The sequence below is a fragment of the Klebsiella sp. HC6 genome (assembly GCF_022605325.1).
In the GTDB taxonomy this organism is placed as follows: domain Bacteria; phylum Pseudomonadota; class Gammaproteobacteria; order Enterobacterales; family Enterobacteriaceae; genus Klebsiella; species Klebsiella terrigena.
In genome coordinates this window covers 5398139-5420260 of the sequence record NZ_CP093276.1, presented here as the reverse complement: position 1 = coordinate 5420260, position 22122 = coordinate 5398139, and the positions used below count along the sequence as shown (strand labels likewise).

Sequence of the window (22122 nt, the reverse complement as noted above, 5' to 3'; positions counted from 1 at the left end):
CCCCTGCGGGCGGCGGGGGAAAGCCAGCCTTCCCGGCAATGCGCACGCATGCCGGGCTACAGGTTAAACGTTATCAGGTAGCCCGGACAGGCGTGCCGCCTGCGGGAAAGCCAGGCGGGCGGGAGCTAAATTAGCTTTCGCCTTCGGCCAGCTCACGCAGATACTGGAAGATCAGGCGCGCGGACTTCGGCGGCTTGTTGCCTTCTTTCTCTTTTTGCGCGTTACGGATAAGCGAACGCAGCTGCTGACGGTCAGCTTCTGGCCACAGGTTCAGCACTTCCGGCACCGCGTCATCGCCATCGGCAATCAGGCGGTCGCGGATCATCTCCAGCTTATGGAACAGCGCAACCTGCTGGTTGTGGCGGTTCTTCAGCTTGTCCAGCGCCTGGCGAATCGGGTCAACGTCGCGGCTGCGCAGCATTTTGCCAATCAGCTGCATCTGGCGGCGGCGGCCCTCTTTCTTGATCCGTTGGGCAAGTTCAATGGCGTCGCGCAGGTCGGTATCGAGCGGGATCTTATCCAGCGCGTTTTTCCCCAGCTCTACCAGTTCCGCGCCAAGACGCTTCAGTTCTTCGGCGTCACGCTTAATTTCACTTTTACTGACCCAGATAATTTCATCGTCTTCATCTTCGACGTCATCACCGGGAACGTCGTCGAGCCAGTCATCGGGCTGCTTTGTCATCTCAGGCTCCTTAAAAAAGAGGCTAATGTTACCAGTTAAGGCGCGCACTGAAAAACGGTTCTCTGTTAGACTTCAATTAACTCCTTCCTACATTATGGCATTAGCGATGAAAGTCATCTCTCAAGTTGCACAGCAGCGTAAGGCGCTGGAAGAGGCCGTGACCACGGCGCTGGAACTGGCGGCAGGTAAATCAGACGGGGCTGAAGTCTCCGTCAGCAAAACCACCGGCATCAGCGTCAGCACCCGCTACGGCGAGGTGGAGAACGTAGAATTCAACAGCGATGGTGCCTTAGGCATCACCGTTTATCATCAGCATCGCAAGGGCAGCGCCTCCTCAACCGATCTTAGCCCGCAGGCGATAGCCCGCACGGTGCAGGCGGCGCTGGATATTGCCCGCTATACCTCGCCGGACCCGTTTGCCGGCGTTGCCGATAAAGAGCTGCTGGCCTTTGACGCCCCGGATCTTGACCTGTTCCACCCGGCGGAAGTGACGCCGGATCGGGCCATCGAGCTGGCCGCCCGCGCTGAACAGGTGGCGCTGCAGGCCGATAAACGCATCACCAATACCGAAGGCGGCAGCTTCAACAGCCACTACGGTATCAAGGTCTTCGGCAACAGCCACGGCATGCTGCAGGGCTACTGCTCAACCCGCCATTCGCTGTCCAGCTGCGTTATCGCGGAAGAAAACGGCGATATGGAGCGTGATTACGCCTATACCATCGGCCGCGCGATCGAAGATTTAGCGTCGCCGGAGTGGGTGGGTGACGAGTGCGCCCGCCGCACCCTTTCGCGCCTGGCGCCGCGCAAGCTCTCGACCATGAAGGCACCGGTGATTTTTGCCAATGAAGTGGCTACCGGGCTGTTTGGTCACCTGGTCGGCGCGATTGCCGGCGGCGCGGTGTACCGTAAATCGACCTTCCTGCTTGACGCCCTCGGCACCCAGATCCTGCCGGACTGGCTGACCATTGAGGAGCATCCGCACCTGCTGAAAGGGCTGGCGTCAACGCCGTTCGACAGCGAAGGCGTGCGTACGGAGCGTCGCGACATCATTAAGGACGGCATTCTGACGCAGTGGCTGCTGACCAACTACTCGGCGCGCAAGCTGGGCATGAAGAGCACCGGACACGCGGGCGGCATCCACAACTGGCGAATCAACGGCCGCGGCCTGAGTTTTGAAAAGTTGCTTAAAGAGATGGGCACCGGACTTGTCGTCACCGAACTGATGGGGCAGGGTGTCAGCGGCGTGACCGGCGATTACTCGCGCGGCGCATCCGGCTTCTGGGTTGAGAATGGCGAAATTCAGTATCCGGTAAGCGAAATCACCATCGCCGGAAATCTGAAAGATATGTGGCGTAATATCGTGACCGTCGCCGACGATATCGAAATGCGCAGCAACATCCAGTGTGGTTCCGTGCTGCTGCCAGAGATGAAAATCGCCGGGCAATAACGGCGTGTTATACCGGATTATTCAGGCCTCGGCCTGAGGAATAACGGGTATAGAAGGGCGCCCAGGTGGCGCCTTTTCCTTGTGCTTAAATAATAAAAAAGGAAGTGAGCAATGCGTAAAAAACTGTTAGCAGCGCTGGCTGTCTCAGCCCTGGCGATGGGTTCAGCGTCGGCGTTTGCCGCCGATCTGGGCGAGGATATGGATACCATCGCGCAGAACCTGCAGGTGGTGCAGAAGACCGCGGATGCCGGCGAGCTGAAAGCGGCGCTGACGAAGATGCGTGACGCCGCGGCCGATGCGCAGAAAGAGACCCCGCCGAAGCTGGAAGGCAAAGCGGCGGACAGCGCGGAGATGAAGGACTATCGCCACGGCCTCGATATCCTGATTGGCCAGATTGACGGCGCCCTGAAGCTGGCCAATGAAGGCAAGGTCAAAGAGGCGCAGGCCGCTGCGGAAGCGTTCAAAACCACCCGTAATACCTACCACCAGAAGTACCGTTAAGATCTTTTCCAGGAGGTATCAGCCGATACCTCCTGCACGTCGTCTTCGCATAAAACCCAATCCCTGTCACATTTTCCCGCTCTTCTCTGCCGCCGTTTCGGCCGCTTGCGCACGCTAATTTAATGACGTTCTTGTGACTCTCCTCACGCTGTTTTGCCGAAAACGGCAGATTTAGGCCAATTCTGTGCAATGGATCGCATCGTCCGGCGGCCTTTCCACTTCGAAGTGGAAAACAACTCGCTACAAACTCCTCACCCCCGGCGTTAGTTTTGTCCCCAGAGACATCAACGGGGTAAGACAAGTGAATAACGGAGCGGTAACACACGACGTAGGGGAGCAGGCAACGCAAACCGAGCAGCTGGCTGAGAAGATGCTGCAGCAGGTTTATACCCTGCTAGGTCGCCGTAACATCATCCCCAACGCCGTCCAGGAGCAGATGCTGACCTCCCACGTGCGGGCTATGGCCCACCGGTCAATTAGCGGCGAGCCGCTGCCGGAAGTGGATGCCAGCCTGTTTGAAGAGATTTCACAAGATTCAATGATGCTGGCCCGCGAAGTGGTCGCGCAATTCGGCAACCTGCCAGAAGAAGAGTCCTGGCTGCTGTCCGTCCACTTCGAAGTCGCAAAAGAAAACCTGTAAGGAGCTAAAAAATGGAACAAATCACCGTAGTAATTGGCGATCGCCTGGGTAAAGGACAGAAAGTTGCCGCCGGCGCGGAAAAAGCCGGAGCTCGTGCAGTCGTGGTACCGGGCGTTGCCGCTGATATGAAGCTGGGCGACGTGATGAAAGCAGAGAACGCCACCTTTGGTATCTCCTTCTGCGGCAGCGGCGGCGCAGGCGCCATCACCGCGCAAAACAAACATGGCTACAAAGCGAAATACGGCATGCGTTCCGTTGATGAAGGCGTCACCGCTATCAACGAAGGCTACAACGTTCTGGGCTTCGGCTTTATGGATAAAGAAGAGCTGGGCGAGCGCCTGGTAGAAGCCTGGAAAAAGAAATACGGCGCCTGAGTATGAAAGAGCAATTCACCACCACGGTGAGCGTTACGGGCAAAGGCGAGAGCAAGACAAGGGCGTTCGCCGATGCCCTGAACCACGTGCAGGCGGCGGTGATGAAAACCTCGCCGCACATCTTACTGCGTATTGAGCCACAGGATGTGGAGGTTGTTCATGCGCGTGAAGCGGTGCGTAAAGAAGCGTTTTTATTCTTCTTTTTGCGCCGTGAACGACGGACCTACAGCGTGGAGCTGAACGTCACCGTCAACGTGACCGCCATTAATCTCGATAAAGTGGATTTCGTCACGCAAACCTGATTCTCACCATAGGGTTAAACTATGTTCCTGATAATTTTAATAAAATCGCTCATTATCGGCGGCCTGGTCGGCGTCGGTGTGGGCGCCGGAGCGGCACGTATGTTTCATGCGCCCACCACGCAAGGGATGGGCGCATTTCGTACGTTGGGCGAGCTGAACTCCTGTGAAGGCGATCCGGCTTCCCACTTCTCCTTTGGCCTCGGCTTCTTCTTTAACGCCTGGGCTTCTTCCGTCGCAGCAGGCTCCTTCACCCAGGACGTCGATCACCGCATCATCCCTAACTGGGGCGCCGCGGCGCTGATGCTGAAAAACCGCAACGTCGGCGAGACGCTGCACGATCCGAAGAAGATGGCGATTGCCTGCGGCGTTATCGGCATGTTCGTAGTCTCCTTCCTTAACCTGACCGCCTCTTCCGTGCCGGAAGCGCTGCAGGTTACCGCCGTTAAGGTCCTGGTTCCCGCGGCTAACCTGCTGGTTAACACGGTGATGCCGGTTATCTTCTGGCTGGCGGCTATCGATGCCGGGAAAAAGTCGGGCTTCTGGGCCACCATTTTCGGCGGCGCCGCGCAGCTGATTATGGGTAACGCCGTTCCGGGTCTGGTGCTGGGCATCCTGATCGGTAAGGGCGTCGAAGAGAGCGGCTGGCACCGCGTCACCAAAGTGATGATGTCCGCCATTGTTGCGCTGTTCGTGCTGAGCGCCTTCTTCCGCGGCTTCGATATTAAGACCCTGGAGTCCTTCCACCTGGGCGTACCGAACTGGCTGGATCTGATTCACAACTCGCTCAGCGGCAAATAACAGGAGCCTCTAAATGGAACAGAATAAAGGTTTTTGGTATGCCGACTGGTCGTTCCCGATCTTCGTTGGCCTGCTCTCCTCCGGCGTCTTCGCCGGGACACACATGTACTACCTCTACGGCATCGGCGCGTTTAACGAAGTGGCCTTCGTGGCCATGCTGAAAGCGGGCATTGATACCGGCGCCTACGGGGCGGTCGCGGCGTTTGGCGCCAGCTTCCTGTTTGCGCGCATCATTGAAGGTTCGCTGGTGGGGATCCTTGATATCGGCGGCGCGATTCAGACCGGTATCGGCCTCGGCGTGCCGGCGCTGCTGCTGGGCGCGGGCTTCGTCTTCCCGGTGGCTAACTTTGCCGCCTCGCTGGCTACCGGCCTGGCGCTGGGTCTCGCCGTCGGCTACATCATCATCCTGGCGCGTAAGTTCACCATCAATCAGAGCGACTCCACCTACGGTGCCGACGTCATGATGGGGGCGGGCAACGCCTCCGGCCGCTTCCTTGGGCCGCTGATTATCCTCAGCGCGATGACCGCATCGATTCCTATCGGTATCGGTTCTCTGGTGGGCGCCCTGCTGTTTTACATCTGGCAGAAGCCGATCACCGGCGGCGCCATCCTTGGCGCGATGATCCTCGGCTCCCTTTTCCCGATTGCAATTGGTTAAGTCCTGCGGGCGCGCGAGCGCCCGCTTTAACAGGAGAGACCCATGTTTGATTTACTCCTGCGCCGTGCGCGCCTCGTCGACGATACCCTGACCGATATCGCCATTCAGGACGGGAAGATTGCGGCGCTGGGCGAGATTAGCGCGCCTGCGCGCAAAACCATTGAGCTGGACGGCAGCTATTACGCCAGCGCCGGCTGGATTGACTCCCACGTTCACTGCTACCCGAACTCGCCGATTTATCACGACCAGCCGGACAGCGTGGGCATCGCCACCGGCGTGACCACCGTCATCGACGCGGGCAGCACTGGCGCGGACGATATCGACGACTTTTATCAGCTGACCCGCAGCGCGGCCACCGAGGTCTTTGCGCTGCTCAACATCTCCCGCGTCGGGCTGATCGCCCAGAACGAGCTGGCCAATATGGCCAACGTCGATGCCGATGCGGTAAGCCAGGCGGTGAAGCGCCACCCAGACTTTATCGTCGGCCTGAAGGCGCGCATGAGCAGCAGCGTGGTTGGCGACAACGGCATTACCCCGCTGGAACGGGCGAAGGCGATGCAGCGCGAAAACGGCGACCTGCCGCTGATGGTGCACATCGGCAACAATCCGCCGAACCTCGATGAAATTGCCGACCTGCTGAGCGCGGGAGACATCATCACCCACTGCTATAACGGCAAGCCGAACCGCATTCTGACCGCGTCCGGCGAGCTGCGCGCCTCCGTGACCCGCGCCCTGAAGCGCGGCGTGCGCCTTGACGTCGGCCACGGCACCGCCAGCTTCAGCTTTGAGGTGGCGCGCCGGGCGATAGCGCTGGGCATCCTGCCGCAGACCATCAGCTCCGATATCTACTGCCGCAACCGTATTGACGGCCCGGTACGTTCGCTGGCGCTGGTGATGTCGAAGTTTCTCGCCATCGGCATGTCGCTACCGCAGGTGGTGGAGTGCGTTACCGCCAGCGCCGCCGACGGGCTGCGCCTGACGCGAAAAGGGCGCCTGGCCGTGGGCTACGACGCAGATTTAACCCTCTTTACCCTGCAGCATGCGCCGACGCTACTGGTCGACGCCGAAAAAGAGAGCCTGCAGGCTGACAATATTCTGGTGCCGCTTGCCGCGATTCGCGCGGGCAAGGGCTATCTGACCGAACAAGGGAGCGCGGAAAATGCCTTCGATTTTTGAAAAGTACAATTTAAAACAGGTTATTAATACATCAGGCCGCATGACGGCGCTGGGCGTATCCACGCCGCGCCCGGAAGTGGTCGACGCCGTCATGAGCGGTATGAACCACTACTTCGAAATGAAAGACCTGGTCAATAAAACCGGTGAGTACATCGCCAACCTGCTGGACGTCGAAGGGGCCACCGTTGTCTCCTGCGCCTCCGCGGGGATCGCCCAGTCGGTGGCGGCGGTGCTGGTGAAAGACAGCAGCTGGCTGCTGGAGAACCTCCACGTCACGCCAATCGAAAACAACGAAATCGTGCTGCCGAAAGGCCATAACGTTAACTTCGGCGCGCCGGTGGGCACGATGGTGGCGCTGGGCGGCGGCAGGCTAGTGGAAGCCGGCTACGCCAACGAATGCTCCGCCGATCAGCTGGCGGCGGCGATCACCCCGCGCACCGCGGCGATCCTCTACATCAAATCGCACCACTGCGTGCAGAAAAGCATGCTCAGCGTTGAGCAGGCGGTGGTGGTGGCGCGTAAGCACAACCTGCCGCTGATCGTCGACGCGGCGGCGGAAGAAGATCTGCAGTGCTACTACAGCGCCGGTGCCGACCTGGTGATTTACAGCGGCGCCAAAGCGATTGAGGGCCCAACCAGCGGCCTGGTGATCGGTAAAACGCAGTACGTCGAGTGGGTCAAACGCCAGTCAGGCGGCATTGGCCGGGCGATGAAGGTCGGTAAAGAGGGCATTCTGGGCCTGACCTGCGCCATTGAACACTACCTGACGGCGCGCAAGGAGAGCGGCGATGAGATGGTGGCGAAGATGACGCCGTTCATTGACCAGCTCAACGCCCTCACCGGGGTGAGCGCGCGGGTGGTCTGGGATAGCGCCGGCCGCGATATCGCGCGCGCGGAAATTAAGTTTACTGAAGCCGTGACCGGCATCGCCACCGGCGAGCTGGTTGAGGCGCTGAAACAGGGCGAATACGCCATCTACTTCCGCGGCTATAAGGCCAACGAAGGCATTATTGAGGCCGACGTGCGCAGCGTTACCGCACAGCAGCTGGAGATCGTCTCCCGCCGCATCGGCGAAGTTCTGAACATGGAGAAGAAAGCATGAAACTGACCCCGAATTTTTACCGCGATCGCGTGTGCCTGAACGTCCTGGCGGGCAGCAAAGACAACGCCCGCGACATCTACGAAGCGGCGGAAGGTCATGTTCTGGTCGGCGTGCTCTCTAAAAACTATCCGGACGTGGCGAGCGCGGTGGCCGATATGCGTGAATACGCCCGGCTTATCGATAACGCGCTGTCGGTGGGCCTCGGCGCGGGGGATCCAAACCAGTCGGCGATGGTCAGTGAGATCTCCCGCCAGGTGCAGCCGCAGCACGTCAACCAGGTCTTTACCGGCGTCGGCACCAGCCGCGCGCTGCTGGGGCAGAGCGAAACCGTCGTCAACGGCCTGGTGTCGCCGACCGGCACGCCGGGGATGGTGAAGATCTCCACCGGCCCGCTGAGCAGCGGCGCGGCGGACGGGATCGTGCCGCTGGAAACCGCCATTGCGTTGCTAAAAGACATGGGCGGCAGCTCGATAAAATACTTCCCGATGGGCGGCCTGAAGCATCGCGATGAGTACCTCGCCGTCGCTCAGGCCTGCGCCCGCCACGATTTCTGGCTGGAGCCGACCGGTGGGATCGATCTGCAAAACTACGGCGAGATCCTGCAGATCGCGCTGGACGCCGGCGTCAGCAAAATCATCCCTCACATCTACAGCTCTATTATCGATAAAGAGAGCGGCAACACCCGTCCGGCGGACGTGCGTCAGCTGCTGGAGATGACCAGGGCGCTGGTTAAATAGTCATTGCCCTGCCGTCCCCCGAACCCCGCCGCAAGGGCGGGGCGGGGGACGGCCACCTTACCCTACCGAACCATCAAGGAGTCACTATGCCTGCCGCTCGTCACCTGCTTGTTGCTTCACTTTCCCTGCTCGCCGCCAGCACCTGCGCCCAGGCGCAGTACGCCTGGGTCGGCACCTACAACCCCAACGGTGAAGGACTGTATCGCTTTACCGTCGAGGCGAAAACCGGCACGTTGAGCAACAGAACGCTGGTCAGCTCCCTGCCCAACGTCGCGCAGCTCACCGTTTCGCGCGATGGCAAAACCCTGTACGCCGCCAGCGAAGTGGAAAAGGGCGCGGTGCAGGCGTGGCGCGTGGGGGCTAACGGCGAGCTGAGCGAGCTAAACCAGGTCTCTTCCGGCGGGGCCGGGCCGGTTTATCTCTCCCTGACGCCGGACGGTCGCCATCTGCTGGTGGCAAACTACGTCAGCGGCACCACCGCCGTGCTGCCGGTGCAGGAAGACGGTCGCCTTGGCGAGGCGGTGGACGTGCATCAGGACCAGGGTCCGGCAGGCGCGGCGCGCCCTGCGGCGGCGGTTGAGGGCAGCTTTGCCATTAGCGACCATAACGGCCCCCACGCCCATATGATCTCGGCCGATCCCAGCGGGAAATACGTTTACTCCACCGATCTGGGGCTGGATCGGATCTATCAGTACCGGATGGACGGCGCCAGCGGCAAGCTGACGCCCAACGATCCGCCGTTTATCGCCGCGTCTTCGCCGGGAGCCGGGCCGCGTCACTTTGTCTTCACGCCGAAGGGCGACGGGCTGTGGCTGATTAACGAAGAGTCCTCGACGCTAACCTTCTATCATCTTGATAAGACCAGCGGCCTGCTGCGCGAGGGCAAAACGATCTCCGCGCTGCCGAAGGGCTATAAAGGCACCAGCTTTGCCGCCGGCCTGGCGCTGAGCGCCGACGGCAGGCAGCTGTACGTGGCGAACCGCCTGCACAACAGCATCGCGCACTTTAGCGTGATGGCGGACGGTAGCCTGAGCCATCAGGAGGATATCTGGACGCGCGGGGACTACCCACGAACGCTCACGCTGGATAATCAGGGGCAGTGGCTGTACGTCATGAACCAGCGTAGCGATAATATCACCCGTTTCAGCGTGGCGCCCAAAAGCGGCAGGCTGACCTTTGCCCCGGACTATACTCCGGTAGGCAGCCCGTCACAGATGGTGATATCCGCTCAACCTTGAGCCGTAAAGATGAAGGAACTGACATGCGATTTCCCAACCAACGTTTAGCGCAGCTGTTTAGCCTGCTGCAAAACGAAACGCTGCCGCAGGATGAACTGGCGCAGCGGCTGTCAGTTTCTACCCGTACCGTACGCGCCGATATCACGGCGCTTAACGCGCTGCTGCTGCCCTACGGGGCGCAGTTTATGCTTATCCGCGGCAGCGGCTATCGGCTCAACGTCGACGACCCGACGCTGTATCAGACGCTGGCGGAGACGGCGCCGAAGGCGCAGCATATTCCACGAACCGCGCAGGATCGCATCAACTTTTTGCTGATACGCTTTTTGACCTCGGCCTTTTCGCTCAAGCTCGAAGACCTTGCCGACGAGTGGTTCGTCAGCCGCGCCACGCTGCAGAGCGATATGGTGGACGTGCGCGAACGTTTCCAGCGCTACCAGCTGACCCTCGAGACGCGCCCGCGCCACGGCATGAAGCTGTTCGGCAGCGAAGTGTCGATTCGCGCCTGCCTGACCGATCTCCTGTGGGAGCATGCGCAGCAGGGCGGACTGCCGCTGCCGGTCGATAAAGGTGGGCTGAGCGCCGAGGGTTCCGCCCGGCTGGCGCGCGAGCTGCAGGAGATCCTCACCCGCCACCACGTCCGTCTGACGGATGAGGGCGAGCGCTTTATCCGCCTCTACAGCGCGGTGGTGGTGAGTCGCGCCAGCGAGGGCTATCCGCTGGCGGAATTTAGCGCTGAGGACGTGGCGCAGAACGTGCGCGATGCCGCAAGGGAGCTGGTCGGGATGCTGCAGCAGCTGGCGGGGAAGGCGCTCTCCGCGGCGGAAGAGGAGTGGCTGTGCGTGCACCTTGCCGCCCGCCAGGTGCAGGACGTCGATCCGGGCACCATCAGCGCCGATGACGACGAAGCGCTGGTGAACTACATCCTGCGCTATATCAACACCCAGTATAACTACAACCTGCTCGATGACGCTCAGCTGCACGCCGATCTGCTGACCCATATTAAGACCATGATCACCCGGGTGCGCTACCAGATAATGATCCCCAATCCGCTGCTGGATAACATCAAGCAGCACTACCCGATGGCGTGGGATATGACCCTGGCGGCCGTCTCCAGCTGGGGGAAGTACACCCCCTATGCGATCAGCGAAAACGAGATCGGCTTCCTGGTGCTGCATATCGGCGTCGGCCTCGAGCGTCATTACAATATCGGCTACCAGCGCCAGCCGCGCGTGCTGCTGGTGTGCGATACCAGCAACGCGATGGTGCGGATGATCGAGGCGACCCTGCAGCGCAAATATCCGCAGCTGGAAATTGCCGCCACCCTGTCGCAGCGCGAGTACGAGCAGCTTGCGGCCGTTGCCGAGGATTTCGTCATTTCCACGGTGCGCATCGGCGAAAAGGATAAGCCGGTGGTCACCATCGCCCCGTTCCCGACGGATTATCAGCTGGATCAGATCGGCAAGCTGGTGCTGGTGGACAGAACCCGTCCGTGGATGCTGGATAAGTATTTCGACGAGGCCCATTTCCGGGTAATCGACACCCCCATCGATCGCCAGACGCTGTTTGCCGAACTGTGCCAGCAGCTGCAGGAGGAGGGTTTTGTCGACGCCGGGTTCTATGACTCCGTTGTCGAGCGTGAGGCTATCGTCAGCACCATGCTCGGCGACGGCATTGCGCTGCCGCACGCCCTTGGTCTGCTGGCGAAAAAAACGGTGGTCTACACCGTGATTGCCCCGAACGGCATAGTCTGGGGCGACGAAACCGCCCATATCATCTTCCTGCTGGCCATCAGCAAAAGCGAGTATGAAGAGGCGATGGCGATCTACGATATTTTCGTGACTTTCCTGCGCGAACGCGCGATGACCCGCCTTGCCGCCACCGGCAGCTTTGACGAATTTAAAACCGTGGCAATGGAGTGCGTCAGCCGCTTTTAAGCGCGGCTAGCGCAGATGGTGCACCACCTGGTTGCTGCTGCCGCGCCAGATAAGCATCGGGTCTTTTAGATCCTGCACGAACTTGCCGTCGACCAGCACGTTAATCAGGTCGACCACCGCCATCTGCGCGTCGTTGAGCTCCGCAAGCCTGTAGCCCGTCCACATCCAGATATCCTTCCCGGGGCACTCGGCGCGAATGCGCTGCACCAGCGCGAGGATCTCCGATACGTTCTGCGGATGCAGGGGATCGCCGCCGGAGAGGGTGATCCCCTGGCGCTGAATGCGCGCGTCGTTGAGGTCGGCGATGATGCGGTCGGCCATTTCGGTGGTGAACGGCAGACCGGAGTTGAGCCGCCACGTGCTCTTGTTATAGCAGCCGGGGCATTCGTGGACGCAGCCTGAGACGAACAGGGTGCAGCGGGTGCCGGGACCGTTGACGATATCTACCGGGTAGTACTGATGGTAATTCATTGTTTCCTCTTCTCATTTGACGCTGTAGCGGCGTTGGCTGCGCTCGTGCGCCCAGGTCACTTACTACAGTAAGCTCCCCGGGACTAGCTCGCTTGCCGCCTTGCTACAACGCCAACTGATTTGAGGAAACCCATATAGTGGCGGTAGCCCTGGATAAAAAGCGCTTTGCGGCGCGATCCGCGAGCGGCTCCTGAATGGTCAATCGACTACTGATTGATCCCCTCTCCTCGTTGGGGAGAGGGGGAGGGGCTAAACCGCTCGGAATTAACCGATTTGCCCGTTGCCAAGGTGCTTAATGCGGCGTTTAACTTCTTCCTGCTTGCCGGCGTTGAACGGACGGGCGTCCGGGCTGCCGAGATAGCCGCACACGCGGCGGGTGACCGAGACGCGGGCCGCGTCGTGGTTGCCGCATTTCGGGCAGGTAAACCCTTTGCTGGTGCACTCGAACTCGCCGGTAAAGCCGCACTCGTAGCACTCGTCGATGGGCGTGTTGGTCCCGTAGTACGGCACGTGCTGGTAGCTGTAGTCCCAGACGTCTTCCAGCGCTTTCAGGTTGTGCTGAATGTTCGGGTATTCGCCGTAGCAAATGAAGCCCCCGTTGGCCAGCGGCGGGTAAGGCGCTTCGAAGTCGATCTTATCGTAAGGATTGACCTTCTTCTCGACGTCGAGGTGGAAGCTGTTGGTGTAGTAGCCCTTATCGGTCACGCCGCTGATGACGCCAAATTCGGCGGTATCGAGGCGACAGAAGCGATCGCACAGGTTTTCACTCGGCGTGCTGTAGAGGCTGAAGCCGTAGCCGGTCTCCTCCTTCCACTGCTCTACGGCGTCGCGCATGCGCTTGACGATGGCGATGCCTTTCTCACGCAGCGCGTCGCTATCGTACATATGCTGGTTGCCGGAGAGCGCGTTGATGGTTTCGTGAATGCCGATATAGCCCAGCGAAATCGACGCGCGGCCGTTTTTAAAGATATCCGCCACGTCGTCGTCCGCCTTCAGGCGCACGCCGCAGGCGCCTTCCATATAGAGGATCGGCGCGACGCGGGCCTTCACCCCTTCGAGGCGCGCAATGCGCGTCATCAGGGCCTTACGCGCCAGCTCCAGGCGGCTGTCGAGCAGTTTCCAGAAGGCGGCTTCGTCGCCCTTAGCTTCCAGCGCGATCCGCGGCAGGTTGAGGCTGATGACGCCGAGGTTGTTGCGGCCGTCGTGAACCTGCTCGCCGTCCTCGTTTTCCCACACCCCGAGGAAGCTGCGGCAGCCCATCGGCGTTTTAAACGAGCCGGTGACCTTCACCACCTGATCGTAGTTGAGGATATCCGGATACATGCGCTTGCTCGCGCACTCCAGCGCCAGCTGCTTGATGTCGTAGTTGGCGTCGCCGAAGCGGTGGTTCAGGCCGTCGCGAATGGCGAAGACCAGCTTCGGGAACACCGCGGTTTTGCGGTTTTTACCCAGACCGGCAATGCGGTTGCGCAGAATCGATTGCTGAATCAGACGCGATTCCCAGCTGGTGCCGAGGCCAAAGCCAAAGGTGACGAACGGCGTCTGGCCGTTGGCGGTGTGCAGGGTATTCACTTCGTATTCCAGCGACTGGAAGGCGTCGTAGCACTCTTTCTCGGTACGCGAGCGGGCGTACTCTTCGGCGTTCGGGATCTGCCACTCTTCGGCGATTTTACGATGCTTCTTGCAGCTCTCGGCCACGAACGGTGCCAGCACTTCGTCAATCCGGTTGATGGTGGTCCCGCCGTAAATATGGCTGGCGACCTGGGCGATGATCTGCGCCGTAACCGCCGTGGCGGTAGAGATAGATTTCGGCGGCTCGATCTCGGCGTTGCCCATTTTAAAGCCGTGGGTCAGCATGCCCTTGAGGTCAATCAGCATGCAGTTAAACATCGGGAAGAACGGCGAGTAGTCGAGATCGTGATAGTGGATCTCGCCGCGTTCGTGCGCCTGAACCACGTCGCGCGGCAGCAGGTGCTGGCGAGCGTAGTGTTTGGCGACAATCCCGGCCAGCAGGTCTCGCTGGGTGGGGATCACCTTACTGTCTTTGTTTGCGTTTTCGTTAAGCAGGGACGAGTTGGTTTGCTCTACCAGGCCGCGGATCTCCTGGTTCAGGCGGCCGCGTTTTTCACGCTCGATATCGCGATCGTGGCGATATTCAATATAGGCGCGAGCCAGCTGCTTCCACGGACCGGACATCAGCTGGTTCTCAACGGCGGTCTGGATTTCGTTAATATCGACCTGAGCCCGATTCTGCATTTGCTGGCTAACGACTTCTGCGACGGTGGCGCAATAGTCTGCGTCATCGACTCCCGCTGCTTTAGCTGCACGCAGAATTGCTTCTTTAATGCGCTCTGACTTAAACGGCATTTTGCAGCCATCTCTTTTCATCACATGCGGTGTCATGATCACTCCATACTTTATAGAACAGGTTATCCACAGAGGCGGAAGGTATACCGAGGTCGCGAGGGGCTATAGCTGCCGCCGTTTTCCTGCGGTTCCGGCCCGTTTTATCCACATCCCACCACCGCCTGATTACGATGGGCTGTGTCGACATAATAGACGATTAATACAATATGTAGGGCCGGGACGCATTTTAAGTTCTATATGTAGTGATTTGCATCAAAGATGTTTGCGATTTTATTGATGCAGGACAAAGTAAAAAGGTGAGAGTACGGATGGTGGGCGCTTGCGCTAAATGTAAATTTATCTGCCTAAAAAACAAGCATAAAAATGTCGCGATGCCGCCCTGGCGGGCGGCAGGCGGCGTGGTTCAGGCAATCAGCGTATCGTTCAGCAGATCGACCAGCAGCAGCAGGGCGTAGCGGGCCAGCTGCGGGCTATCGGGGAGCGGAATAATCCCGGCGGCCATGTTGGCCAGGGCGTGGTTTTCCGGCGCCAGGGCGATGATGGTTACCCCCTGGGTTCGCGCCTGTAGGGTCGCGCTTTGCAAAATATTGTCCGCGCCGGCGGTGACCAGCACCAGCAGCAGGTGATCGTCGCTCAGCGTCGAAGCCGTCATGCGCATCAGGGCGCTGTCCTGGCACAGGTTGATGGCGATGCCGGAGGGCAGCAGCTGGTGCTGCAGCAGCGTGGCGAGAGCAACATCCTGGGCGCCGAGCGCGAAGCAGTGCACGGCGCGCGCGGTCAGCAGGCGGGATTTGAGCTTCTCGACCGCCGCCTCCGAGGTCTGCGCCAGCTGCCGGGTCAGCGTATCGCCAAGATAGCTCAGCCTGTCGCGCCAGGCGGCGGGCAGGGCGTGGCTGTTCGGGCTCACCCAGCTGGTCCGACGCTCGCTGGCCTGCGCCAGCTGCTTGCGCAGATCGCGAATATCCTCGCAGCCAACGGAGCGGGCGAAGCGGGTGATGGTGGCCGGGCTGACCCCGGCGCTGGCGGCCAGTTCATCGATGGACGCGCTGGCGGTAAAGCTCAAATTTTCCAGAATAAACGCCGCAACGCGCGACTCCTGGGCGCTAAAGCGCACCAGCCCTTGCTGCAACTGACCTACGATATCCATCCTGACCGTCCCTTTCCCCAGAACATCACGTTGAAAATATTTTTCACTTACCGCCTGTGGCTATTTATAGCACCAGCCCAAGGTATTTCCTATGGTTTCGCCGTTAATCGGGCAAACGGTGCGAGCAATAATGATCAAAAATTACGTTTCGATCACATCGGTGAAAATTATTTTCATATAGCCTTCACTTTCACACAATCTTAACAATATATTCGCTGAGGCCCTAACGGGCGAGGTCATAAATCCATCTGGGGGAGAGGTCATGCAACGAATCGTTCTGTGCTGTGCAGCAGGTATGTCAACCAGCATGCTGGTCACGAAGATGAAAGCCGAGGCGCAGCAGCGCGCGCTGTCGCTGGATATCTACGCGGTGGCGGTGGCGGAATTTGAGCGCGAGCTGGCCAACGCCGACGTGATCCTGCTGGGACCGCAGGTGAAGTATGAGGCCGGACGCCTGAGCGCGCTGGCCGCCCCGCACGGAAAAGCGGTCGCGGTGATCGATATGGCCGACTACGGCATGATGCGCGGCGCGGCGGTGCTTGATAAGGCGCTCGCGCTGCTTAATTCCTGATTTTTCTCTCATATACCTGAACCATCACGCGCGCTCACGTCGACCGCGCGCGGCTCTCTGCATGCCGAAAGAGGTCTCTATGCAAGCACTAAAAATTGCCGTCATTGGCGGCGGCAGTAGCTATACGCCGGAGCTTATTGAAGGAATTATCGTTCGTTATGAACAGCTTCCGGTTACGGAGCTGGCGCTGGTTGACGTTGAATCAGGCAGGGAGAAGGTGGAAATTATCGCCGCGCTGACGCGCCGAATGCTCACCCGCAAAGGTCTGGAGCACGTCATCGTCAGCGTCCACTTTGCGCTGGACGAGGCGATCCGCGGGGCCAGCTTCGTCCTGACTCAGCTGCGCGTCGGCCAGCTGGCGGCGCGGGCCGGCGACGAGCGTCTCGGGCTGAAGTACAACCTGCTGGGCCAGGAAACCACCGGCGTGGGCGGATTCGCTAAAGCGCTGCGCACCATCCCGGCGATCCTTGAGGTGGCGCGCAAGGTCGAGCAGCTGGCGCCGCAGGCGTTTATCCTCAACTTTACCAACCCGGCCGGGATTGTCACCGAGGCGGTGAGCCGCTACAGCAAGGCGAAGATTATCGGCCTGTGCAACGTGCCGATTAATATGCAGCACATGATTACCGGCATGCTGGGCGCGAAAGAAGAAGAGGTTAACCTGCGCTTTGCCGGGCTCAACCATATGGTATGGGTGCATAAAGTGATGCAGGGGCGCGAAGACGTGACCCGCAAGGTTATCGATATGCTGTGCGATGGCCAGGCGCTGTCGATGAACAATATCAAAGAGCTGCCGTGGCCGGCGCCGTTCCTGCGCGCGCTGAACGCCATTCCCTGCCCCTATCACCGCTATTTTTGGCTGACGCCGGCGATGCTGGCGGAGGAGATCGCGGCGGCAAAAACCAAGGGTACTCGCGCCGAGCAGGTGATGAAGGTCGAGCAGGAGCTGTTCGCGCTGTACGCCAATCCGGCCCTCGATGAGAAGCCGGAGCAGCTCAGCTTCCGCGGCGGCGCTTACTACTCGGAAGTGGCCGTGGAGCTCATCAACGCGATTCATAACAATCTCGGCAAAGAGATGGTGGTGAATACCCGCAACAACGGGGCGATTCACGGCCTGGACGATGATGCGGTGGTGGAAACCAACAGCATTATTGATGCCCAGGGCGCCCGCCCGCTGACCTTTGGCGCGCTGCCGCCGGCGATGAACGGCCTGACGCAGCAGGTGAAGGCCTTTGAGCGGCTGACCATTGAAGCCGCGGTACACGGCTGTCGCGATAGCGCGCTGCTGGCGCTGGTGACCAACCCGCTGGTGGGCAACGTCACCGACGCGCAGGCGCTGCTGGACGAAGTCTTAACCATCAACCGTCAATGGCTGACGCAATTTAACTGACCGTTATTTCCTTTGGGGATCGTCTTATGTCGAACACTACGTGGATTGAACGTTACGTCATGCCTGCGGCGCTGAAAATCGCCGGGCAAAAGCACGTCCTGTCGGTGCGCGACGGCATTATTTTGAATATGCCGTTTATGCTGATTGGCTCATTTTTCCTGATTTTCGCCTACCTGCCCATTCCCGGCTATGCCGATATGATGAGCGGCCTGTTCGGCGACGTCTGGCGCGATAAAATTCTTTATCCGGTCAAAGCGACCTACGACATTATGGCGCTGATATCGAGCTTCGGCATCGCCTACCGGCTGGCGGAGAAGTACCGCACGCTCGATCCGCTGACCGCCGGGGCGATGTCGCTGGTCGCCTTCGTGATGACGATCCCGCAAAGTACCCTGTTTACGCCGGTGCACGGCGCGGCGGAAGTGGTCAAAGGGGTGATCCCGGTCGGGCTGGTGGGCAGCCAGGGGCTGTTTGTTGCCATCGTGATTTCGCTGCTCTCCACCGAGATTTACCGCTTTGTCGCCGGCCGTAACCTGGTTATCCGCATGCCGGATGGCGTGCCGCCGGCGGTGGCGAAATCCTTCCTCGCGCTGATCCCCGGATTCTGCGTGCTGGCGGTGGTGCTGGCGCTGCGCTTGATCGTCGAAGCCTCGCCGTTCGGCGACATTAACAGCATGATCGCCACCATTATCGGCATCCCGATGCACCACGTCGGCGGTACGCTGCCGGGGATGATCTTCTCGGTTATCCTGATCGGCATTCTGTGGACGCTGGGGCTGCACGGGGATGCCATCGTGCTGGTGTTTATTCAGCCGGTGTGGCTGTCGAATATGTCGGAAAACCTCACCGCCTTCCAGAACGGCCAGCCGATCCCGCACATCATTACGCAGCAGTTTTACGATCTGTGGATTGCCCCCGGCGGCACCGGGGCGCTGCTGGGGCTGGTGCTCTTTATGCTGTTCAGAAGCCGCAGCCAGCAGATGAAGCAGCTGGGGAAAATCGCCGCGCCCGGCGCGCTGTTTAATATCAGCGAACCGATGGTGTTCGGCATCCCGCTGGTGATGAACCCCTATTTCTTCCTGCCGTTTATTCTGACGCCGGTTCTGCTGGTGATTGTCTCGTACACCGCGATGGCGACCGGGCTGGTCGCTCCGCCGGCGGGGATTGCGCTGCCGTTTACCACGCCGATTTTTATGAGCGGCTATCTGGCAACCGGCGGGCATATTTCCGGGACCCTTCTGCAGGTGGTGAACCTGACGATTTCGCTGGTGGTTTACTATCCGTTCTTCCGGGCGTGGGATCGCCTGAAGGCGAAAGAGGAGCACGCTTCGACCCGCGAGGAGGCCGGCAGCGCGCTGTCAACGGCCGACAGGGCCTGACGACAAAGGCGCGTCGCCAGCTCGGGCTACCCTAAGGTAGCCCGGCTAAGCGCGGCGTCGCCTTACTCCTGCAGCCACCACACGGCTTCAAACGGACGCAGGGTCATGGCCGCCGGGCGATTCGCCGCTTCCGCGTAGTTGCTCATTAATACCCGCCAGTCGCCTTTCATCTCATCCGGCTGCCAGGTCTGGAATTCACGGCTCAGGTTGGCCACCACCACCAGCGTTTGCCCCTGCCACTGCCGGCGATAGCACCACAGAGACGGATGCTCCGCGCAAAGATCGAGATAGTCGCCCCAGGTCAGCACCGGCGTGCTTTTGCGCAGCGCGATCAGCTGCTGATAGGCATAAAACACCGAATCAGGATCGGCCAGCGCCGACTCGGCGTTGATGTGGCGATAGTTATCGCACAATGCAATCCACGGCTCGCCTTCGCTGAAGCCGCCGTTCTCGCGGCCGCTCCACTGCATCGGCGTCCGGCTGTTGTCGCGGGATTTGCTGGCCAGAATCGCCAGCAGCTCGTCGGGCGCCTGCCCCTGAGCCGCACGCTCAATAAACATGTTGTGGCTTTCGACGTCGCGATAGTCGCTGATTCGCGAGAAGTGCGGGTTGGTCATGCCAATCTCTTCCCCCTGGTAGATATAGGGGGTGCCCTGCATCCCGTGCAGCACCATCGCCAGCATTTTGGCCGCCGGAACCCGATATTCGCCCTCGTCGCCGAAGCGCGAAACGATGCGCGGCTGATCGTGGTTACACCAGAACAGCGCGTTCCACGCCCGATTGTGCATCCCCTGCTGCCAGTGGCTGAACAGCGCCTTTAGCGCCACGTAGTCAGGACGCGCGAGGCTCCATTTTTCGCCGCCGGGATAATCTACCTTCAGGTGGTGGAAGTTAAAGGTCATCGACAGCTCGCGGCCGTCCTGCGCCGCGTACTGCTGGCAGTGTTCCAGGGTGGTGGAGGACATTTCCCCGACCGTCATCAGATTGCGCGGGGTGAAGACGTCGCGGCTCATCTCCTGCAGGAATTCGTGCGCGCGCGGGCCGTCGGTATAGAAGCGGCGGCCGTCGCCTTCGGCGTCGGACGGGAAGGTCTGGTCTTTCGAGATCAGGTTGACGACGTCGAGGCGCAGGCCGTCAACGCCGCGGTCGGCCCAGAATTCGCAGACCTTTTTTAGCTCCGCGCGCACGGCCGGATTTTCCCAGTTGAGGTCCGCCTGCTCGGCGGCGAAGAGGTGCAGATAGTACTGGCCGCTTTCGGCGTGCCACTGCCAGGCGTTGCCGCCGAATTTGGAGCGCCAGTTGTTCGGCGGGGTGGTGGGCTCGCCGTCGCGCCAGATATAAAACTGGCGGTACGGGCTCTCTCTCTTTAACGACTCGCGGAACCAGGCGTGGGCGGTTGAGGTGTGGTTAAGCACCATATCCAGCACGATGCGGATGCCGCGCGCTTTCGCCTCGGCCACCAGCTCGTCAAAATCATCGAGCGTGCCATAGGTCGGATCGATGGCGGTGTAGTTCGCCACATCGTAGCCGTTATCCACCTGCGGCGAGACGTAGAACGGGGTCAGCCAGATGGCGTCCACGCCGAGCTTGTGCAGGTAGTCGAGGCGCGCGGTGACTCCACGCAGATCGCCGGTACCGCTGCCGGTCGTATCCTGGAAACTCTTCGGATAGATTTGGTAAATAACGCCGTTTTGCCACCAGAGGGGAAGGGTATTCATAGTGCTTTCCTGCTACAACGAGGGGGCGCATTCGCGCCCCGGAAGGAAGATAAAATCAGACAATCTGCAAGGTGCCCTGGCGGAATTTGCGCTGGTACACGAAGGTCGTGAGAACAATCGGCACGACGACGGCGATAGCCATTGCCAGGCCGTAAACCTGCCAGTAGGTCGGCTGGATGGAGAGGATGCCCGGCAGGCCGCCGACGCCGATCCCGTTGGCCATCACGCCGTTCAGGCCGCACAGCAGCCCGGCGAGGCCGGAGCCGATCATGGCGCAGAGCATCGGGAAGCGGTACTTGAGGTTGATGCCGTACATTGCCGGCTCGGTGACGCCCAGGTAGGCGGAGATCGCCGCCGGGACGGAGATTTCACGCTCATTCTGCTTGCGGCTGGCGATAATAATGCCGACTACCGCCGAGGCCTGGGCGATGTTGGAGAGCGCAATCAGCGGCCACACCGGCGTACCGCCCATGCTCTGAATCATCTGCATATCGATAGCCAGCGTGGTCTGATGGACGCCGGTGATCACCAGCGGCGCATACAGGAAGCCGAACAGCGCGGCGCCAATCGGCGCGAAGCTACCGGTCATCAGGTGGCGCACCGCAAAGGCCACGCCGTCGCCGATCATGCGGCCAAACGGGCCGATAAAGGCGTGAGCAAGGAACACCGCCAGGATCAGGGAGCACACCGGGACGATGACCAGGTAGAGGTAGTCAGGCACGATGCGCTTCATGCGCGTTTCGATAAAGCCCAGCGCCAGGCCCGCCAGCAGCGCCGGGATCACCTGCGCCTGATAGCCCACTTTGGCGATGGTAAACAGGCCAAAGTTCCACACTTCCGGTACCTGCTGGCCGAGCATATAGGCGTTCATCAGCTGGGGAGAAACCAGCGTGACGCCCAGCACGATGCCGAGGATCGGCGTGCCGCCCATTTTCTTCACCGCTGACCAGCAGATGCCGACCGGCAGGTAGAAGAAGATGGCTTCGCCAATCAGCCACAGGAAGTCATAAATCGTTTTCAGCGACGGGTGCATTTGCGCCAGCGTCTGGCCGTTGCTCATCGGCAGATCGCCGATTACGTTGCGGAAACCGAGGATCAGGCCGCCGCTGATCAGCGCCGGCAGCAGCGGGAAGAAGATCTCGGCAAAGTGCGAGATCAGCTGCTCGTGCCACTTCATGTTCTGCCGCGCGGCCTGTTTGGCCTGCTCTTTATCCGCAGAGGCCTGGCCGGTGGTGGCCAGCAGCGCCTTGTAGTAGTCGTCCACGTCCGTGCCGATCACCACCTGGAACTGACCGGCGTTGGTAAAGCAGCCCTTTACCATGCGCAGCTGCTCAATATCTTTCGGCCTGGCGATGGCCGGGTTATTCAGCACAAAGCGCAGACGGGTAATACAGTGGCTGACGGTGGCGATGTTGTCGCGCCCGCCCACCAGTTCGATTAATTTATCGATGTCCTGCTGATTTACTTTACTCATTGTGAGGCCTCAAAACAGA

21 protein-coding genes are annotated in these 22122 nt (G+C 60.2%); 15 read left to right on the top strand and 6 right to left on the bottom strand.

Annotated elements, in window-relative coordinates:
- Positions 1-130: 130 nt before the first annotated feature.
- Positions 131-682: a ribosome biogenesis factor YjgA gene (yjgA, locus tag MMW58_RS26160; protein WP_041143756.1), complete on the bottom strand. Its 552-nt coding sequence runs from the start codon at positions 680-682 to the stop codon at positions 131-133.
- A 94-nt stretch (positions 683-776) separates the two neighbouring features.
- Between yjgA and pmbA the strand changes: the two genes are divergently transcribed.
- The 12 genes from pmbA to MMW58_RS26100 all read left to right on the top strand — a co-directional run bounded on the left by pmbA (position 777) and on the right by MMW58_RS26100 (position 11589).
- On the top strand, positions 777-2129 hold the full coding sequence (gene pmbA, locus MMW58_RS26155; RefSeq protein ID WP_041143757.1) for a metalloprotease PmbA: 1353 nt from the start codon (positions 777-779) through the stop codon (positions 2127-2129).
- 111 nt (positions 2130-2240) lie between these two features.
- Positions 2241-2630, top strand: a complete 390-nt coding sequence (gene cybC, locus MMW58_RS26150) for a cytochrome b562 (RefSeq protein ID WP_045853322.1) — start codon at positions 2241-2243, stop codon at positions 2628-2630.
- Positions 2631-2931: 301 nt separating this feature from the next.
- On the top strand, positions 2932-3270 hold the full coding sequence (locus MMW58_RS26145) for a glycine dehydrogenase (protein ID WP_041143759.1): 339 nt from the start codon (positions 2932-2934) through the stop codon (positions 3268-3270).
- An 11-nt stretch (positions 3271-3281) separates the two neighbouring features.
- Entirely contained in the window at positions 3282-3644 is a 363-nt protein-coding gene (locus MMW58_RS26140) for an SFCGS family glycine-rich protein (RefSeq protein WP_045853321.1), read from the top strand.
- 2 nt (positions 3645-3646) lie between these two features.
- Positions 3647-3946: a DUF4312 family protein gene (locus MMW58_RS26135; protein WP_041143761.1), complete on the top strand. Its 300-nt coding sequence runs from the start codon at positions 3647-3649 to the stop codon at positions 3944-3946.
- A 21-nt stretch (positions 3947-3967) separates the two neighbouring features.
- Entirely contained in the window at positions 3968-4744 is a 777-nt protein-coding gene (locus MMW58_RS26130) for a DUF4311 domain-containing protein (RefSeq protein WP_041143762.1), read from the top strand.
- Positions 4745-4757: 13 nt separating this feature from the next.
- Entirely contained in the window at positions 4758-5402 is a 645-nt protein-coding gene (locus tag MMW58_RS26125; RefSeq protein WP_032689791.1) for a DUF4310 family protein, read from the top strand.
- A 42-nt stretch (positions 5403-5444) separates the two neighbouring features.
- Positions 5445-6578, top strand: a complete 1134-nt coding sequence (locus MMW58_RS26120; protein ID WP_241722417.1) for an amidohydrolase/deacetylase family metallohydrolase — start codon at positions 5445-5447, stop codon at positions 6576-6578.
- Positions 6562-7680 carry a DgaE family pyridoxal phosphate-dependent ammonia lyase gene (locus MMW58_RS26115; RefSeq protein ID WP_133601065.1) on the top strand — a complete coding sequence of 373 codons (1119 nt, stop codon included), beginning with the start codon at positions 6562-6564 and terminating at the stop codon, positions 7678-7680. Before MMW58_RS26120 ends, MMW58_RS26115 begins: the two co-directional genes overlap by 17 nt.
- The gene (gene dagF / locus MMW58_RS26110) at positions 7677-8417 is read left to right on the top strand and encodes a 2-dehydro-3-deoxy-phosphogluconate aldolase (RefSeq protein WP_041143765.1); all 741 of its coding nucleotides are present in this window, start codon (positions 7677-7679) and stop codon (positions 8415-8417) included. Before MMW58_RS26115 ends, dagF begins: the two co-directional genes overlap by 4 nt.
- 86 nt (positions 8418-8503) lie before the next feature.
- Positions 8504-9655 carry a lactonase family protein gene (locus tag MMW58_RS26105; RefSeq protein ID WP_241722416.1) on the top strand — a complete coding sequence of 384 codons (1152 nt, stop codon included), beginning with the start codon at positions 8504-8506 and terminating at the stop codon, positions 9653-9655.
- A gap of 23 nt (positions 9656-9678) precedes the next feature.
- Complete coding sequence (locus tag MMW58_RS26100) at positions 9679-11589, top strand: BglG family transcription antiterminator (RefSeq protein ID WP_241722415.1); 1911 nt, start codon at positions 9679-9681, stop codon at positions 11587-11589.
- Positions 11590-11595: 6 nt separating this feature from the next.
- On the opposite strand, the gene nrdG is transcribed toward MMW58_RS26100, so the two are convergent.
- The 3 genes from nrdG to MMW58_RS26085 form a co-directional block, all read right to left on the bottom strand.
- Positions 11596-12060: an anaerobic ribonucleoside-triphosphate reductase-activating protein gene (nrdG, locus tag MMW58_RS26095; protein ID WP_159237522.1), complete on the bottom strand. Its 465-nt coding sequence runs from the start codon at positions 12058-12060 to the stop codon at positions 11596-11598.
- Positions 12061-12324: 264 nt separating this feature from the next.
- Positions 12325-14463: an anaerobic ribonucleoside-triphosphate reductase gene (nrdD, locus tag MMW58_RS26090; protein ID WP_133601063.1), complete on the bottom strand. Its 2139-nt coding sequence runs from the start codon at positions 14461-14463 to the stop codon at positions 12325-12327.
- Between the two features lie 367 nt (positions 14464-14830).
- Complete coding sequence (locus tag MMW58_RS26085) at positions 14831-15574, bottom strand: MurR/RpiR family transcriptional regulator (protein ID WP_045853313.1); 744 nt, start codon at positions 15572-15574, stop codon at positions 14831-14833.
- Between the two features lie 262 nt (positions 15575-15836).
- Between MMW58_RS26085 and MMW58_RS26080 the strand changes: the two genes are divergently transcribed.
- The 3 genes from MMW58_RS26080 to celB all read left to right on the top strand — a co-directional run bounded on the left by MMW58_RS26080 (position 15837) and on the right by celB (position 18911).
- Positions 15837-16145: a PTS sugar transporter subunit IIB gene (locus MMW58_RS26080; protein WP_041143771.1), complete on the top strand. Its 309-nt coding sequence runs from the start codon at positions 15837-15839 to the stop codon at positions 16143-16145.
- A 79-nt stretch (positions 16146-16224) separates the two neighbouring features.
- A complete protein-coding gene (locus MMW58_RS26075; protein ID WP_159237524.1) occupies positions 16225-17532 on the top strand; it encodes a 6-phospho-beta-glucosidase in 1308 nt (435 codons plus the stop codon).
- 26 nt (positions 17533-17558) lie between these two features.
- A complete protein-coding gene (gene celB, locus MMW58_RS26070; RefSeq protein WP_241722414.1) occupies positions 17559-18911 on the top strand; it encodes a PTS cellobiose transporter subunit IIC in 1353 nt (450 codons plus the stop codon).
- Positions 18912-18973: 62 nt separating this feature from the next.
- On the opposite strand, the gene treC is transcribed toward celB, so the two are convergent.
- Complete coding sequence (gene treC, locus MMW58_RS26065) at positions 18974-20629, bottom strand: alpha,alpha-phosphotrehalase (protein WP_241722413.1); 1656 nt, start codon at positions 20627-20629, stop codon at positions 18974-18976.
- A 55-nt stretch (positions 20630-20684) separates the two neighbouring features.
- On the bottom strand, positions 20685-22103 hold the full coding sequence (treB, locus tag MMW58_RS26060) for a PTS trehalose transporter subunit IIBC (RefSeq protein ID WP_045853310.1): 1419 nt from the start codon (positions 22101-22103) through the stop codon (positions 20685-20687).
- Positions 22104-22122 lie beyond the last annotated feature (19 nt).

Coding starts and splice junctions, on each gene's coding strand:
- yjgA (WP_041143756.1), bottom strand. CDS start 682: ATGACAAAGCAGCCCGATGACTGGCTCGACGACGTTCCCGGTGATGAC.
- pmbA (WP_041143757.1), top strand. CDS start 777: ATGGCATTAGCGATGAAAGTCATCTCTCAAGTTGCACAGCAGCGTAAG.
- cybC (WP_045853322.1), top strand. CDS start 2,241: ATGCGTAAAAAACTGTTAGCAGCGCTGGCTGTCTCAGCCCTGGCGATG.
- MMW58_RS26140 (WP_045853321.1), top strand. CDS start 3,282: ATGGAACAAATCACCGTAGTAATTGGCGATCGCCTGGGTAAAGGACAG.
- MMW58_RS26135 (WP_041143761.1), top strand. CDS start 3,647: ATGAAAGAGCAATTCACCACCACGGTGAGCGTTACGGGCAAAGGCGAG.
- MMW58_RS26130 (WP_041143762.1), top strand. CDS start 3,968: ATGTTCCTGATAATTTTAATAAAATCGCTCATTATCGGCGGCCTGGTC.
- MMW58_RS26125 (WP_032689791.1), top strand. CDS start 4,758: ATGGAACAGAATAAAGGTTTTTGGTATGCCGACTGGTCGTTCCCGATC.
- MMW58_RS26120 (WP_241722417.1), top strand. CDS start 5,445: ATGTTTGATTTACTCCTGCGCCGTGCGCGCCTCGTCGACGATACCCTG.
- MMW58_RS26115 (WP_133601065.1), top strand. CDS start 6,562: ATGCCTTCGATTTTTGAAAAGTACAATTTAAAACAGGTTATTAATACA.
- dagF (WP_041143765.1), top strand. CDS start 7,677: ATGAAACTGACCCCGAATTTTTACCGCGATCGCGTGTGCCTGAACGTC.
- MMW58_RS26105 (WP_241722416.1), top strand. CDS start 8,504: ATGCCTGCCGCTCGTCACCTGCTTGTTGCTTCACTTTCCCTGCTCGCC.
- MMW58_RS26100 (WP_241722415.1), top strand. CDS start 9,679: ATGCGATTTCCCAACCAACGTTTAGCGCAGCTGTTTAGCCTGCTGCAA.
- nrdG (WP_159237522.1), bottom strand. CDS start 12,060: ATGAATTACCATCAGTACTACCCGGTAGATATCGTCAACGGTCCCGGC.
- nrdD (WP_133601063.1), bottom strand. CDS start 14,463: ATGACACCGCATGTGATGAAAAGAGATGGCTGCAAAATGCCGTTTAAG.
- MMW58_RS26085 (WP_045853313.1), bottom strand. CDS start 15,574: ATGGATATCGTAGGTCAGTTGCAGCAAGGGCTGGTGCGCTTTAGCGCC.
- MMW58_RS26080 (WP_041143771.1), top strand. CDS start 15,837: ATGCAACGAATCGTTCTGTGCTGTGCAGCAGGTATGTCAACCAGCATG.
- MMW58_RS26075 (WP_159237524.1), top strand. CDS start 16,225: ATGCAAGCACTAAAAATTGCCGTCATTGGCGGCGGCAGTAGCTATACG.
- celB (WP_241722414.1), top strand. CDS start 17,559: ATGTCGAACACTACGTGGATTGAACGTTACGTCATGCCTGCGGCGCTG.
- treC (WP_241722413.1), bottom strand. CDS start 20,629: ATGAATACCCTTCCCCTCTGGTGGCAAAACGGCGTTATTTACCAAATC.
- treB (WP_045853310.1), bottom strand. CDS start 22,103: ATGAGTAAAGTAAATCAGCAGGACATCGATAAATTAATCGAACTGGTG.